Below are 15,464 nucleotides of genomic sequence, written 5' to 3'. Positions count from 1 at the left end.
GGCGGACCCAAGGTCAAATGCCACAGCTGCACCCAGTAAATCCACGCCACGTGTGGATGCTGTTGTTCTTGATCTTGATCTTGATCTTCCAGTCCGCCTTGAGCGAGCCGAGCATCGCAGGGGAATCAGGGGCGAAGAGGCGCCGGTGTCTGAGCGCAGCGAGTTCGGCGCCGTCCCCTGATTCGCCGAGAAGCACAGGGAACCGTCGCGCAGCGACGGCTCGCGCCCCGGCGGCGTGTTTCTTTGGTTACTTTCTTTGCACGAGCAAAGAAAGTGACACCTCCCCGCAGGCGCGGAAACGATCCGCCGGGCACGATCCGGCATCAGCAATGCATCGCGCAAACAAAAACGCCCGGCGCGGGGCCAGGCGTTCCTGCACTACCGTGGAGCGGTGGCTTACGCCGCCGTCGACGCCCGCAGCGCGGCGATGCGCTCTTCCAGCGGCGGGTGGCTCATGAACAGCTTCTTGGCCGTCGAACCGGAAATGCCGAAGGCGGCAATCTGGGTCGGCAGCGTGCTCTGGCCGTGGTTCAGCTGCAGGCGCTCCAGCGCGGCGATCATCTTCTGGCGGCCCGCCAGCGAGGCACCACCCGCATCGGCACGGAACTCGCGGTGGCGCGAGAACCACATCGAGATCATCGTGGCGAACAGGCCGAACACCATCTCCAGCACGAACACGATGATGTAGTAGGCGAAGCCGCGGCCGCCGCCTTCGCGGTTGCCCGACAGCGCGCTGTCGATGATGCCGCCGACCACGCGGGCCAGCACGATCACGAAGGTGTTCAACACGCCCTGCAGCAGTGCCATGGTGATCATGTCACCGTTGGCGACGTGGGCGATCTCGTGGCCCAGCACCGCTTCGGCCTCGTCTTCACTCATGTTGTGCAGCAGGCCGGTGGACACCGCCACCAGCGCGTTGTTGCGGTTGGCACCGGTGGCGAAGGCATTGATCTCCGGGCCGTCATAGACCGCCACTTCGGGCATGCCGATGCCGGCCGCCTTGGCCTGCCGCTCGACGGTGGCCAGCAGCCAGCGCTCGGTCTGGTTGCGCGGCTCGGTGATCACCACCGCACCGGTGGAGCGCTTGGCCATCCACTTGGACAGCAGCAGCGAGATGAAGGAGCCACCGAAGCCGAAGATCGCGGCCATGACCAGCAGGCCACTCATCTGGCTCGGATTGACCCCCAGCAACGACATCACGATGCTGGCGAGGATCAGGACCGCGAAGTTGGTCGCCAGGAACAGGGCAATGCGGGTAAACATGGGAAAATCCGGCTCGGAAGGGGTCGATACCAGTCAATTTGCGGTGTGGTCAGCTTGAATTCAAGCGCCAACCTGACCGACGATTCAGCCAGCATGACCTCCCCCATTTCCTGCGGCCGCTTCGCGCCCTCGCCGACCGGCCTGCTCCACCCCGGATCCCTGCTTGCCGCCTTCGGCAGCTGGCTGCTCGCCCGCCATCACGGCGGCCTGTGGCGGCTGCGCATTGAAGACGTCGATCCGCCGCGCACGGTGCCTGGCGCCGCGGAGGCACAACTGCAGGCGCTGGCCGCCTTCGGCCTCACCCATGACGGCCCGGTCCTGTGGCAGAGCGCGCGCGGGGAGGCCTACCAGGCCGCGCTCGACGTGCTGCTGGCCAGCGATCTGGCCTTTGTCTGCCACTGCAGCCGCAGCGAACTGGCCGCCAGCGGCGGCATCCACCACCGCTGCGTTGCGCGACAGCCACGACCGGACCCTGCCGTCCGCTTCCGCGTGCCACGCGGCAGCATCGTGCACTTCAATGATGGCCTGCGCGGGCCGCAGCACCAGGACGTGCATGCCGAGGTTGGCGACTTCGTGCTGCGCCGTGCAGATGGCTGCTGGGCCTACCAGTTGGCCGTGGTGGTCGATGACGCCGAACAGGGCGTGACCGAAGTGGTGCGCGGCGCCGACCTGCTCGATTCCACCGCGCGGCAGATCCTGCTGCAGCAGGCGCTGGGCCTGGCCGTGCCACGCTACTGGCACCTGCCGCTGCTGCTCGATGCACCGGGGCACAAACTGTCCAAGTCGCTGGCGTCGCTGCCGGTGGACAGCACGCGGCCGGTGCCGGTATTGCGCGCGCTCTGGCAGCTGCTGGGCCAGGCGCCTGCCGCACTGGACGGCGCCGATGAGCGGGATGCGCTGCTGGAGGCTGCGCAACGGGCGTTCGACCCGGCGCGGCTGCCGCGGACCGACATCCTGTTGCCGGCCGGCGCACTTTCCGCGCCGATGTTGCAGAATCCCCCTTCCCCCACCTGATACCCGGACAGCACTCCATGACATCTCGCGTCGCACTGGTCACCGGCGGAACCGGCGGCATCGGTACCGCCATCTGCCAACGCCTGGCCGACCAGGGCCACCGGGTCGCCACCAACTACCGCGACGAGGCCAAGGCCCGCGCCTGGCAGCAGGCGATGACCGAGCGCGGCTACCACGTGGCGATCTTCCCGGGCGATGTCTCCGATCCGGACAGCGCCGAAGCACTCGTGCGCGCCGTCGAGGCCGAGCTGGGCCCGGTCGAGATCCTGGTCAACAACGCCGGCATCACCCGTGACACCACCTTCCACCGCATGCGCGCGGACCAGTGGCACGATGTGATCAACACCAATCTCAACTCGGTGTTCAACGTCACCCGGCCGGTCATCGAGGGCATGCGCCGCCGCGGCTGGGGCCGGGTCATCCAGATCAGCTCGATCAACGGCCTGAAGGGCCAGTACGGCCAGGCCAACTACGCTGCGGCCAAGGCCGGCATGCACGGCTTCACCATCTCGCTGGCCCGCGAGAACGCCGGCTTCGGCATCACTGTCAACACCATTTCGCCCGGCTACGTCGCCACCGACATGGTGATGGCGGTTCCGGAGGACGTGCGCGCCAAGATCATCGCCGACATCCCGACCGGACGCCTCGGCAAGCCGGAAGAAATCGCCTATGGCGTGTCCTTCCTGGTGGCCGAGGAAGCCTCGTGGATCACCGGCAGCAACCTGGACATCAACGGCGGACACCACATGGGCTGGTGAGCCGCGCAGGGGGCGCCGCGGCATGCACCGGCGGCCCCTGCCGATGGTCATGCTGCGCAGCACGCAAACCCTTGTTGCGCAACATGATCGCCCCTGAAAGCCAAGCCTGGCGGGGGCTGGGGCGGTTGCAACCGCTGCTGCACTGCGCCATGCTGCGCGTCTACTGTGACGAGTACCGCTTCATGGCTGCGACCCGCATCATCAAGAAGTATCCGAACCGCCGTCTCTACGACACCGAGATCTCCAGCTACATCACCATCGAGGACGTGCGCCAGCTGATCCTGGATGGTGAAGACTTCGAAGTCCGCGACGCCAAGAGCGGCGACGACCTCACTCGATCGGTCCTGCTGCAGATCATCGCCGACCAGGAACAGGACGGCGAGCCGATGCTGTCCACCCAGCTGCTGAGCCAGCTGATCCGCTTCTACGGCGATTCCCTGCAGGGCTTCATGGGCAACTATCTGGAGCGCAGCATGCAGGTCTTCCTCGACCAGCAGCAGCAGTTCCGCCAGCAGATGGGCAACCTGCTGGGCCAGACCCCGTGGGCGATGATGAACCAGCTGACCGAGCGCAACCTGGAGTTGTGGCAGGAATTCCAGCGCAGCATGGGCAGCGGTTTCGGTGGCCCGCGCCCCGGCGGTACCGGAACGGGAACCGGCACCGGCAACAAGCCCGGCGAACCGGGCACCGGCACCGGCGGCAAGACCCGCCGCTGAACGGCAGCTACGGCTGATACGAAAACGGCGCGCCCCTGGCGCGCCGTTCTGTTTGGCATCGCGCCAACGATGCGTCAGCGTTTCGCCTTGCACCCCGTGCACACGCGCTCGACCTTGTAGCCCTTGGCCTTCAGCTTCTCGACCACGCCATCACTGCCCAGCAGGTGCAGCGTGCCGACCACCACCAGCGTACCGCCCTGCCCGGCCTGCAGGTACGGCTGCAGCTTCGGCACCCAGGCATCGTTGCGCCCGGTGTTGATGCGCTGGTACAGCTGCGGATACTGCTGGCGCATCTCCGCCGCCATCTTGGTCCACAGCAGGCGCTCGTCGCCGCGACGCCATGCATCATGCAGCAGCCGCGCCTGCTCATCGGCCTTGCCGGCCTGGTCCAGCGCTTCGGCCAGCATCTGCCGCTGCTCCTGCACCGTCATCCCGTCAAGCATGCCGATCTGGGTATCGATGTCCTCCAGGCCCGCCGTCTTGCGGCCGGTCTTCTGCGCACGCTCCATGAAGTGGCGGTCCAGGCCCAGCGCCGGGTCCAGGCCCAGTTTCTGCATCTGCCCGACCGAAATGCTCAGGCCGACAAACCAGGCCTTCATGCCCTGCATCTGCGCCAGCGGCAGCTGGTTCTGGGCAGCAAAGGCCTGCAGCTTCTGCCAGGTCGGCGCATCCAGATCACGCTTCAGCTCGCTGCCATCGGTGCGGGTCGCGGCCTGCACCATGCGGCTGGCCAGCTGCGGCGACTGCATGTCTTCCGGCGACAGCTCGAACACCACCCGCTGCGAGGCCTCGAACGCCTGCTCGACATCGGGCGACAGCGGGTAGTCCTGCGGCTTCAGCAGGTGGAACGACCCCAGCAGGTACACGCGTGCATCGCCCGGGCCGGTGACTTTCCACAACAGCGGTACGGGCGGCTTGGCCGCCGCCGCGGTCGCGGCCGCAGCCGTGGTGCCCGGCGCATCGCGGGCAGTGGCCAGGGGTGCCATCGCGCACGCCGCCATCAGCAGCGCGGCACGGAACAGGTGTTTGATCGGCATGGTCAGCCTTCTCCTTCAGGCAGGTGGTACGCCTTCTCGCCCGCTTCCACGTGCAGGTCCAGCCGGTTTTCCGGTGGCGCCAGCGGACAGGTGGCGTAGGCGGTGAACGCGCACGGCGGGTTGTAGGCATGGTTGAAATCGATGCGCACGGTGCCGTCTGCGGCGGGCGCATCGGTATCCAGGTAGCGACCGGCCGGATAGCTGCCGCGGCCGCTGGTGCGGTCGGCGAAGATCAGGAACAGCGGCTGCCCGGGCGCACCGATCGCTTCCAGCCGCCAGCTGCGACCATCGCGTTCGAACTCGACCGCGCCGGCATTGGGCATCTCGGTGGTCAGGCCGGTGATGTCGACGATCGGCAGGGTCTTGCCCGGCGGGTGCGCGATGAAGCGCGCCTGCACCTGCCAGTCCACGCCGCCCGGCCAGTACTGCAGGCCGGCAAAGTCACGCCGCGCAGGCGCATCGGCATGCTTGACCCGCAGCGCGTCCCGCGGCCCCCGGCGGATGATGCTGAGCTGGCCCTTGCCGCCATCGAAGGCCAGCAGCGTCGGTTGCGCGTCCTTGTCGGTGTCAACGCGGATGCGGCCGCGCACCGGCAGGCCATCATGACTGACATCGACACCGGCTTCAGGCGTGAACCACCACTGCGTCCCTTCGCGACGCAGCAGGCCCAGCTTGTCCGGGCCAACCGTCAGGCGGATGCCGTTGGTAGCGCCGCTGCCAACGAAATGCGATTTGTTCTGCAGCCAGTGCAGGCCCACCAGCGCCGTCCAGCCATCGGGCCGGGTCAGGTCCTGGTAGCGCGCTACACGCCATTGTTGCTGCGCGGCCGCGTAGGCCGGATCTTCAGCGGCCGTCGGCACCGGCGGTGTTGCCGGGCTGCAGGCGGCCAACACCACGGCGGCCAGCAGGCCCGCCATTCCCCGATAACGCATCGATGCTCCCCTCAACGTCCGCGCAGGAACCAGCGGTCGATCTCCGCCAGCGAAAAACGGGCCCAGGTCGGTCGGCCGTGGTTGCACTGGCCGGACCGTTCGGTGATTTCCATGTCGCGCAGCAGCGCGTTCATTTCCGGCAGGGTCAAGCGCCGGTTGGCACGCACCGCGCCGTGGCAGGCCATGGTCGAAAGCAGTTCGTCGCGTGCACTGGCCACGCGGCGGCTCTGGCCATGCTCGCGCAGGTCGGTCAGCACGTCGCGCAGCAGCCCTTCCGGTTCGGCATGCGCCAACAATGCCGGAATACTGCGCACGTGCAGCGAACCGGGGCCGGCACGGGTCACCTCGAAGCCGAGCGCCGCCAGGGTTTCAGCTTCGCTCTCGGCGGTGTCGGCCTCGCGCTCGCCCACTGCCAGCGTGATCGGCACCAGCAACGGCTGCGACTGCAGGCCGATGCCATCGTGCGCGTTCTTCAGGCGCTCGTAGCCGATGCGTTCGTGGGCCGCATGCATGTCGACCACGATCAGGCCTTCGGCGTTCTCGGCCAGGATGTAGATGCCATGCAGCTGCGCGATCGCATAGCCCAGCGGCGGCACGCCTGCGTCGGCACTGGTGACCGGCAGTCCGTTCTCGGTCGGCATCGGCGGCAGCGCAGCACCGCGCTCGGCGCCGGCCGGTGCGGCATACAGCGCGGCATAGGCAGCCGGTGCATCGGCCACCTGCAGGCCCAGCGGCTGCTGCGGGCGCCATCCGGAGAATCCGCCACCACCACCTCCCGAGCCGGCACCCGGCGCGGGCCCACGCACCAGCCCGAAGCCCGACGCGCCTGCGCTCGATGCCATCGGCATGGCCGTGGCATCCACCGGCTGCGCAGCACCGGCACCGATCTCCTGCGCCGACATGCCGGCGCGGGTATCGGCCAGCGCATCCTTCAGCGTGCGGTAGACGAAATCATGGACCAGCCGCGAATCACGGAAGCGCACTTCGTGCTTGGCAGGGTGCACGTTGACGTCGACGCGGGTCGGATCCAGTTCCAGGAACAGCACATAGGCCGGCTGGCGGCCGTGGTACAGCACATCGCCGTAGGCCATCTTCACTGCGTGGGCGACGCTGCGGTCACGCACCGAGCGACCGTTGACGTACAGGTACTGCTGGTCGGCGCTCGCGCGCGAATAATGCGGCTGCGCGATCCAGCCATGCAGGCGCAGTCCGGCACCGCTGTGGTCCACGCGCACGGCCTGGTTGGCGAAATCCTCGCCCAGCGTTTCGGCAAGGCGTGTATCGGAATACAGATCGCCCGGCTTGTAACGACGCGAGGCCTTGCCGTTGTGCGACACGCGCAGCTCGACATCCGGCCGTGCCAGCGCCAGCGAACGCAGCCACTCTTCGATATGGCCCAGTTCGGTGCGCTCGGCGCGCAGGAACTTGCGCCGCGCCGGCACGTTGTAGAACAGCTCGCGCACTTCCACCGTGGTGCCCGGCGCGTGCGCGCGCGGGGTCACCTCGCCGATCTTGCCGCCTTCGATCTGCAACGCCGAACCGTGCTCGTCATGCGCGCGGCGCGAGGCCAGGGTGAAGCGGCTGACCGAGGCGATCGAAGGCAGCGCTTCACCGCGGAACCCCAGCGTTGCCACCGATTCCAGATCGTCCAGGTCGGCGATCTTGCTGGTGGCGTGGCGCGATACCGCCAGCGGCAGCTGCTCCGGTGCGATGCCGCTGCCATTGTCACGGATGCGGATCAGGCGCACACCGCCCTCTTCCAGATCGATGTCGACGCGGCTGGCGCCGGCATCGATCGCGTTCTCGACCAGTTCCTTGACCACCGACGCGGGCCGTTCGACCACTTCGCCAGCGGCGATCTGGTTGATGAGGATCTCCGGCAACGGCCGGATCGGGCGCGGACCGGGCGCGCTCATGGGAGGTGATGGGCAGCAGACTTCATGGGTCGATGATAGCGGAGCTGCCGAGGATAGAGTCGAGCCATGCTCGACTGCGGGCTACCGACAAGGCCCAGTCGAGCGCGGCTCGACTCTACGGAAAGCAGCAACCCGCCTTCGGCGGCTTACTTGCTGCCGCCGGCCATGGTGCCGGCCGCGTCGATCTCGGCCTGGGCGCGGGCCGCATACAACGTCCCCGGCGGCGGCTGGCGGCTGAAGAAGGTGTGCACGCCGTCCAGCACGGCGCCAGCGATCTTGCGCTGGTACGCCGGGTCCATCAGGCGGCGTTCTTCATCCGGATTGGAGATGAACGCGGTTTCCACCAGCATCGCCGGCATGTCCGAGGTGCGCAGCACCGCGAAGTTGGCGCGCTCGATGTTCGGCTTGTGGTTGTTGCCGATCCGCTTCAGGCCGCCCAGCACGTGGCCGGCCGCGTCTTCGGACGCCTTCATGTAGCCGCTCTGCGCCAGGTCCAGCAGCACGTTGGCCAGGGTGCCTTCGGTCTGCTGCAGGCGCACGCCACCGACCAGGTCGGCCGCGTTTTCCTTGTCCGCCAGCCAGCGGGCGCGCTGCGAAGAGGCGCCCTTGGTCGACAGCACGTAGACCGATGAGCCCGTGGCCGAGCGGTTTTCGGCCGCGTCGGCATGGATCGAGATGAAGATGTCCGCCTTGTTCGCACGCGCCTTCTGCGCACGCATCGGCAGCGGAATGAACACGTCGCTGTCGCGCGTCAGGTAGGCCTTCAGGCCCGGCGTGGCGTTGACCTGGCGGGCCAGCTCGCGCGCCACTGCCAGAGTGACATCCTTCTCGCGCTTGCCGGTCGGGCCGATCGCACCCGGGTCCTGGCCGCCGTGTCCGGGATCGATCGCCACCACCAGGTGGCGCATGCCGGCCTGCATGCGGATACGCGACGCATCGCTGGGCATGACAGGACGCGGCGGTTCCACCGGCGTCGGTGCCGGTGTAGGCACGGTGGCCGGCGGCGTGGTCACCACCGCTGCGGTGCGCTGGCCGGCGAGGATCGCGGCCGGCGAGGACGACGGCGTGCTGCTGGCGGTGACACCGGCCGCAGCAACCTGGGCCGGCGCAATGGTCGGTGCCGGGGTCGGCGTGGCCGGTGCGGCGGCAGTGGCGCTGGCCTGCTGCTGTACCTGTGCGGTCAGCAGGGCCGTGGCACGCGCGGCATCGGTGCGCGACTGCGCGCTCTCGGCCGGAGTCGGTACTGGTGCAGCTCCCGCCGCGGGCGCCTGCGGCTGCACGGCTGGCGTCGCCGCCGGGCGGCTGCTGGCCAAGGCCGCGCCATCGCCCGGCCATTCGATCACCAGCTTGGATTCATTGCCCTCGCGCTGCATCTGCGGGCGGAACGGCGCCACCGATTCGGCGAGGTCGAAAACGACGCGGAACGTGCCCGGGACCGGCTGTCCGGTACGCACCGCCGTGACCACGCCCTGCGCGGCCGGCATCTTCAGGTTGCGTATGGCGCTGGAGTCGGGGAAATCGACCACCAGGCGGTTCGGGCCGGCCAGCGACAGGGTCTTGTAGCCGCCACTGCCGACCAGCGAGATCTCGGCACGGGTGCCGGTAGCGCCGGTGTTCAGCAGGACCTGTCGGACTTCACCCGCCCACGTACTGACGCTCGCCAGACCCAGTCCGACGGCGGCACAGATGGCGATGAGACGGTTCCCCGGGCGCATGGCTCAGGATTCAATCACCGCGCTGAACGGAATGCAACACTTTTTTCCTTAATAATCCGTAACCTGCCGGTCTTTGTTCTCGTCAGCCGACAGAAATGGCCTGCAAGTCGCCCCCTTGCGGCAACCGTTCCAGCCATTCATGTCCTACGTCGCTGGCCCCAGTGAGACGGACGCGTCGTCCCTGCCCCTCGATCTCCAGCGCCACCACCAGGTCGGTCGGCGGCAGCGCGCCGGCGCCCCGTTCCGGCCATTCGACCAGCCACAGCACCGCGCTGCCCTCGTCCAGGCCGAGGAAATCCAGCTCACCGGCCTGGCCGATGCGATACAGGTCCAGGTGCCACGCCTCGCCGCCACTGGCCAGCGGATAGCGCTCGACCAGGGTGTAGGTGGGGCTGCGGATCGCGCCCTGCACGCCCAGCGCGCGCAGCAGCGCGCGGGCCGTGGTGGACTTGCCGGCACCCAGGTCGCCGCGCAGTTCGATCAGCGCCTGCGGCGGCCGGGTGGCCGCCAGCCACTGCCCGAGCAGTTCGGTGGCGTCGCTGTCGGCAAGGAAGAATTCGGTCATGGGGAGAGGTCCGGGTTGGCCAGTCGCCGCAGCGGCGCCAGCAGATCAGTAGGAAGCAGGCCGCGCGCGCCATCGGCGGCAGCTGCATCGCCCGCCAGCGCATGCAGCAGCGCGCCCGCGGCCGCGGCATCGAAGGCCGCAAGGCCCTGCGCGCGCAGGCTGGCGATGATGCCGGTGAGCAGGTCGCCCATGCCTCCCGCGGCCATCCCTGGGTTACCGGCAGCGATCAACCGGGGCGTTTGCCCAGGCGCTGCCACGATGCTGCCAGCGCCCTTCAGCACCACCACGGCATGGAAGCGCTCGGCCAGCATGTGCGCACAGGTGTAGCGGTCGGCCTGGATTTCAGCCGTGCTGCAGCCGAGCAGGCGCGCGGCCTCGCCCGGGTGCGGTGTGAGAATGGCATCGGGCAACGCGCGCGGATCCTGCGCCAGCAGGTTCAGGGCGTCAGCATCGACCACCAATGGCTTGTTGCTGGCCAGCACCCGCGCAAACAAGGCGCGTGCCCATTCGTCCTGGCCCAGACCGGGCCCGATCGCCACCACCTTCGCCTTGTCCAGCAGCGCCGGCAGCACATCGCCATCTTCCAGTGCATGGGTCATGGCCTCGGGCAACCGGGCCAGCAGTGGACCGACGTGGTCGCGGCGGGTGCCCAGGCTCAACAGCCCCGCACCCGCGCGCAAGGCGGCTTCGGCCGCCATCGCGATGGCACCGCCGCTGCCGTGGTTGCCGCCGACGCACAGCACGTGCCCGGATTCGCCCTTGTGGGTATTGGCGCGGCGCGGTGGCAACAGGGCCCGCAACCTCACCTGCGTCCAGTGCTCCGCAGCGGGTACCACGCCTTGCCAGGCCGCCGCGGGCAACAGCAGGGGCGCCAGGACCTTGTGCCCGCAATGATCCAGCGCATCGCCGGAATACAGCCCGCGATGCGCCACGATGAACTGCAGGGTCAGTGCAGCGCGCACTGCTACGCCCGGCACCGCCCCACGGTCGGCATCGACGCCACTGGGAACATCCAGCGCCAGCACCGGCGCAGTCTGCGCGTTGAGCGCGGTAATCAACGCCTGCGCCGTACCCTCCGGCGCGCGATCAAAGCCCAGCCCGAACAGGGCATCGACCCAGACGTCGGCCTCGGGCAGCATGCCGTCGAAATCGGTGATGGTGCCGCCGCCGGACCTGAATTCAGATGCTGCACGCTGTGCCAGCGCGGTCGAGGGCGGCCTGCCCGGCAGGGCGATCACTGTCACCTCGCGCCCGGCCTGCAGCGCGTGACGGGCCAGCACATGGCCATCGCCCCCATTGTTGCCAGCGCCGACCACCACGCCGATCCGCCGCGCCTGCGGCCAATGCTGCAGCAGGCACTGCCAGGCGGCCTGGCCGGCCTGCGCCATCAGGCCCCAGCCGCCGTCGGCGGCCAACGCCGAGGCCTGCGCATCAAGCGCACGCGCGGCAGCGGAATCGAACAGATCGGCAAGGTTGGCCATGCAGGGATTTTATACTGGTGCACATGTCCCCCGCCCCCACCCCTGTCGATCCGGTCCAGGCCGTGCAGCGCATCCGCGAACTGGCGCGTGCGCATGGCTTCCAGCGCTGCGGCATCGCTGGTATCGAACTGGGCGAGGATGAAGCGCACCTGGCCGACTGGCTGGGCCAGGGCCTGTACGGCACGATGGACTGGATGGCGCGCCACGGCACCTTGCGCGCGCGACCGGCCGAGCTGCTGCCCGGCACCGTGCGCGTGATTTCAGTGGGCATGGACTACAGCCACAAGGACGACACCGAAGCCTGGGCGACCCTGGCCGACCCGGGCCGCGCCTACGTGGCGCGCTACGCGCTGGGCCGCGACTATCACAAGCTGATGCGCAACCGCCTGCAGAAGCTGGCGACGCAGATCAACGATGAAGTAGCGCCACTGGGCTACCGCGTGTTCGTCGATTCCGCCCCCGTGCTGGAACGCGCACTGGCGCGCAACGCCGGCCTCGGCTGGATCGGCAAGCACACCTGCCTGATCGACCGCCATGGCGGTTCATGGTTCTTCATCGGCGAGATCTACATCGACATCCCGTTGCCGATCGACACGCCGGCCACGGCGCACTGCGGCACCTGCACGCGTTGCATCGATGTCTGCCCGACCCAGGCCATCACCGGCCCGCAGCGGCTGGACGCGCGGCGCTGCATTTCCTACCTCACCATCGAGCACGACGGCGCCATTCCCGAAGACATGCGTCCGTTGATCGGCAACCGCATCTACGGCTGCGACGACTGCCAGCTGGTCTGCCCCTGGAACAAGTTCGCCAAGCGCACCGACGAAGCCGATTTCCGCGCGCGCAACAACCTCGATACCGCGCGCCTGGACCAGCTGTTCGCCTGGGACGAGGCCGAGTTCCTGCGCCGCACCGAGGGCAGCCCGATCCGCCGCAGCGGGCACGAGCGCTGGCTGCGCAACATCGCCGTGGCACTGGGCAACGCACCGTCCTCGGCCGAAGCATTGGCCGCGTTGCAGACCCGCGTCGATGATCCCTCGCCGCTGGTGCGTGAACACGTGCAGTGGGCGCTGGGCCAGCACACGGCGCGCTGACGTGCGATCCTGAGCCCCCGCTCCACCCGCAGCACGCCGTTCCCATGCAGCCACGCAACAACGACATTTTCACCCCCAGCCAGCTCAACACCCTGGCCCGCGACCTGCTGGAAGGCAGTTTCCCGGCGATCTGGGTCGAGGCCGAACTGGGCAGCGTGGCGCGTCCTGCCTCCGGTCACCTGTATTTCACCCTGAAGGACGCGCGTGCGCAGCTGCGCGCCGCAATGTTCCGGATGAAGGCGCAGTACCTGAAGTTCGTGCCGCGCGAAGGCATGCGCGTGCTGGTGCGCGGCAAGGTGACCCTGTACGACGCCCGTGGCGAGTACCAGATGGTGCTGGACCACATGGAAGAGGCGGGCGAAGGCGCACTGCGCCGCGCCTTCGAGGAACTGAAGGCACGGCTGGAGGCCGAGGGCCTGTTCGACCCGGCGCGCAAACGGCCACTGCCGGCGCATGTACAACGTCTGGCAGTGATCACCTCGCCGACCGGCGCCGCCGTGCGCGATGTGCTGAGCGTGCTCGGCCGCCGTTTCCCGCTGCTGGAAGTCGACCTGCTGCCGACCCTGGTGCAGGGCAGCAGCGCCGCCGCGCAGATCACCCGCCTGCTGCAGGCGGCCGATGCCAGTGGTCGCTACGACGTGATCCTGCTGACCCGCGGCGGCGGTTCGCTGGAAGACCTGTGGGCCTTCAATGACGAAGCCCTGGCCCGTGCGATCGCCGCCAGCCACACCCCAGTGGTTTCGGCGGTCGGCCACGAAACCGACTTCAGCCTCAGCGACTTCGCCGCCGACCTGCGTGCGCCGACGCCTTCGGTGGCAGCTGAACTGCTGGTACCCGACCAGCGCGAACTGGCCCTGCGCCTGCGCCGCACGGCCGCGCGCATGGTGCAGCTGCAACGGCATGCGATGCAGCAGGCGATGCAGCGCGCCGACCGCGCCCTGCTGCGCCTGAACGCCCAGAGCCCGCAGGCGCGGCTGGACTTGTTGCGCCGACGCCAGCTGGATCTGGGCCGGCGCCTGCATGCGGCGTTCAACCAGCAGCAGGAGCGTCGCGCCGCGCGCCTGCGTCATGCGGCGGCAGTGCTGCGCGGGCACCATCCGCAGCGCCAGCTCGATGCGATGCAGCGCCGTCTGGCTGCCCTGCGCGGGCGGCCGCAGGCCGCGATGCAGCGCCTGCTGGAGCGCGATGCACTGCGACTGCGCGGACTGGCGCGTTCACTTGAAGCGGTCAGCCCGCTGGCGACCGTGGCGCGTGGCTACAGCATCCTGACCCGCAGCGATGATGGCACCCTGGTACGCCAGATCGATCAGGTAAAGCCAGGTGACGCACTGCAGGCCCGCGTCGGCGACGGTGTGATCGACGTACAGGTCAAGTAAGGGGTGTTCGGCAGGGCTGCGCCCTGCACCTGCGGTAGTGCCGGCCGCTGGCCGGCAACCTCAACAGCAACAGCAAAAGCGGCTCTGGATTGCTGATGGTTTGGCGGGGCGGTGTGGCTGTGCAGGACACGCCGTAGACCCCGCTGCGCGGTCCGGCCCAGCCGCCGGCGGCTGTGCGTTCGGGCGCTTGCGAAGCAGTGCTTCGCAAGCAAAGCGCCCTCACCCTTGGGGGCTCGATGTCGCCAACGGTCCTGCACAGCCACACCGCCCCACCTCTGACAGATTCCGATGACTGTTGGTAGGTGTCGAGCTTGGTCGACACGGTAGATCCTGTCAGATATCGAATCAATTCGGGGTCAGATCCGTTTTCCTACGGAAAACGGATCTGACCCCAAGAGCATTTCCGACAGACCGCAGCAAACTGTCGAAGGCGGGGTGGGTCCGGTTGCGGGAGTGTCCGCGGCATGGATGCCGCGGCCAAGCCCCCATGGAAGGGTTTACGGCGTCTCCCGCAACCGGACCCACCCCGCCATCCCTCAGGAAACCCGCTTCCGCTGTTGCTGCTGCCGGCCAGCGGCCGGCACTACCTACCGCGGGTGCAGGGCTGCAAGCCCTGCCGCCCCCCCCTACTTTGCCTGCTCGCAGAACTTCTGCCGGTACTCGAGCGCCTTCGGCATCAGCGCCTGCAGGTTCTGGATGCGGGTACCCGGGTTCGGGTGGGTGGAGGCGAACTCCGGCGGCGCCTGGCCGCCACTGGCCTGGCCCATGCGCTGCCACAGCGGCACCGCCTCGCGGGGATCGAAGCAGGCCGCTGCGGCCAGCATCAGCCCCACTTCATCGGCCTGCGTCTCGTGGCTGCGCGCATAGGGCAGCAGGTAGCCGTAGCCCATCGCCGACATCATCATCTGTTGCTGCTGCGCATCCATGCCGCTGGCGGCACCAGCCATCTGCCCGATCTGGGTCAGCTTCTGCTGCGCCATCCGCTGTGCACCATGGCGTAGAAGCGCATGGGCGATCTCATGGCCCATCACCACCGCCATCGCGTCACGCGTACGCGCCACCGGCACCAGGCCGGTGTAGACCGCCATCTTGCCACCCGGCAGGCAGAACGCATTGGCCTGCTCGGACGGGATCACATTCACTTCCCACTGGAAATCCCGCGCGAAATGCGCCGGCTGCACGCCGTGCTCCTGTGCCAGCGCGGTCTCCACCACGTCCACCTTGGCGATCAGGCGCTGGGCGATGTCGCGCACATCACGCGCGATCGGCGCATTCGGATCCATCGGCCGTTCCTGCGACAGGATCTGCTGGTAGGCCTGCAGCCCGAGCGCGGTCTCCTGGCGCGCATCCAGGCTGCTGTCGATCATCACCTTCTCGCCAGTGTAGGGATCGACCGTGCGATTGGAGAACCAGTAGAACACCGCATAGCCCGCCGCCAGCAGCAGCACCCACCAGCGGATGTTGCCGAACAGGCCGCGCCGCTGCGGGCCTTGCGGCGAGCGGGAAAAGGGATCGTTGCGCATCGGTGTCTTCCAGCAGGCCCCGCCGGCCGGCGGGCACGGCGCAATCTTAGTGCGCGGACGCCAGCAGCGGGTGA

Annotated in this window: 13 protein-coding genes; 5 read left to right on the top strand and 8 right to left on the bottom strand. The window is 68.5% G+C overall.

The window, feature by feature from the left end:
* Positions 1 to 396: 396 nt before the first annotated feature.
* The gene (gene htpX, locus AC5P7A_RS01690; protein ID WP_014647806.1) at positions 397 to 1,263 is read right to left on the bottom strand and encodes a protease HtpX; all 867 of its coding nucleotides are present in this window, start codon (positions 1,261 to 1,263) and stop codon (positions 397 to 399) included.
* 93 nt (positions 1,264 to 1,356) lie between these two features.
* On the opposite strand from htpX, the gene gluQRS reads away from it, so the two are divergent.
* From gluQRS to phaR, 3 genes are all read left to right on the top strand, one after another.
* On the top strand, positions 1,357 to 2,277 hold the full coding sequence (gene gluQRS, locus AC5P7A_RS01685) for a tRNA glutamyl-Q(34) synthetase GluQRS (RefSeq protein ID WP_111205989.1): 921 nt from the start codon (positions 1,357 to 1,359) through the stop codon (positions 2,275 to 2,277).
* Positions 2,278 to 2,294: 17 nt separating this feature from the next.
* Positions 2,295 to 3,035, top strand: a complete 741-nt coding sequence (locus tag AC5P7A_RS01680; protein WP_014647808.1) for a beta-ketoacyl-ACP reductase — start codon at positions 2,295 to 2,297, stop codon at positions 3,033 to 3,035.
* A gap of 182 nt (positions 3,036 to 3,217) precedes the next feature.
* A complete protein-coding gene (gene phaR, locus AC5P7A_RS01675) occupies positions 3,218 to 3,751 on the top strand; it encodes a polyhydroxyalkanoate synthesis repressor PhaR (protein WP_041864232.1) in 534 nt (177 codons plus the stop codon).
* A 74-nt stretch (positions 3,752 to 3,825) separates the two neighbouring features.
* Here phaR and AC5P7A_RS01670 read toward each other — a convergent pair whose 3' ends face one another.
* The 6 genes from AC5P7A_RS01670 to AC5P7A_RS01645 form a co-directional block, all read right to left on the bottom strand.
* On the bottom strand, positions 3,826 to 4,788 hold the full coding sequence (locus AC5P7A_RS01670; protein WP_049405938.1) for a TraB/GumN family protein: 963 nt from the start codon (positions 4,786 to 4,788) through the stop codon (positions 3,826 to 3,828).
* A 2-nt stretch (positions 4,789 to 4,790) separates the two neighbouring features.
* A complete protein-coding gene (locus AC5P7A_RS01665; protein ID WP_049442406.1) occupies positions 4,791 to 5,720 on the bottom strand; it encodes a DUF1684 domain-containing protein in 930 nt (309 codons plus the stop codon).
* Positions 5,721 to 5,731: 11 nt separating this feature from the next.
* Positions 5,732 to 7,636: a DNA mismatch repair endonuclease MutL gene (mutL, locus tag AC5P7A_RS01660; RefSeq protein ID WP_049442405.1), complete on the bottom strand. Its 1,905-nt coding sequence runs from the start codon at positions 7,634 to 7,636 to the stop codon at positions 5,732 to 5,734.
* Between the two features lie 146 nt (positions 7,637 to 7,782).
* Complete coding sequence (locus AC5P7A_RS01655; RefSeq protein ID WP_495219828.1) at positions 7,783 to 9,351, bottom strand: N-acetylmuramoyl-L-alanine amidase; 1,569 nt, start codon at positions 9,349 to 9,351, stop codon at positions 7,783 to 7,785.
* 82 nt (positions 9,352 to 9,433) lie between these two features.
* On the bottom strand, positions 9,434 to 9,916 hold the full coding sequence (gene tsaE / locus AC5P7A_RS01650; RefSeq protein ID WP_049405932.1) for a tRNA (adenosine(37)-N6)-threonylcarbamoyltransferase complex ATPase subunit type 1 TsaE: 483 nt from the start codon (positions 9,914 to 9,916) through the stop codon (positions 9,434 to 9,436).
* The gene (locus tag AC5P7A_RS01645) at positions 9,913 to 11,397 is read right to left on the bottom strand and encodes an NAD(P)H-hydrate dehydratase (RefSeq protein WP_111205987.1); all 1,485 of its coding nucleotides are present in this window, start codon (positions 11,395 to 11,397) and stop codon (positions 9,913 to 9,915) included. Before AC5P7A_RS01645 ends, tsaE begins: the two co-directional genes overlap by 4 nt.
* A 23-nt stretch (positions 11,398 to 11,420) precedes the next feature.
* Between AC5P7A_RS01645 and queG the strand changes: the two genes are divergently transcribed.
* Complete coding sequence (gene queG / locus AC5P7A_RS01640) at positions 11,421 to 12,491, top strand: tRNA epoxyqueuosine(34) reductase QueG (RefSeq protein ID WP_032956157.1); 1,071 nt, start codon at positions 11,421 to 11,423, stop codon at positions 12,489 to 12,491.
* Positions 12,492 to 12,535: 44 nt separating this feature from the next.
* A complete protein-coding gene (gene xseA, locus AC5P7A_RS01635) occupies positions 12,536 to 13,867 on the top strand; it encodes an exodeoxyribonuclease VII large subunit (RefSeq protein WP_014647817.1) in 1,332 nt (443 codons plus the stop codon).
* A 626-nt stretch (positions 13,868 to 14,493) separates the two neighbouring features.
* Here xseA and AC5P7A_RS01630 read toward each other — a convergent pair.
* Positions 14,494 to 15,390, bottom strand: coding sequence for a M48 family metallopeptidase (locus AC5P7A_RS01630; RefSeq protein ID WP_005417787.1), 897 nt, complete (start codon positions 15,388 to 15,390; stop codon positions 14,494 to 14,496).
* Between the last annotated feature and the right edge of the window lie 74 nt (positions 15,391 to 15,464).

It is taken from the genome of Stenotrophomonas sp. YJH_SMC_65 (genome assembly GCF_059369475.1).
Note: the sequence above shows the minus strand (reverse complement) of the source record. Positions and strands in the feature narration are given on the sequence as shown.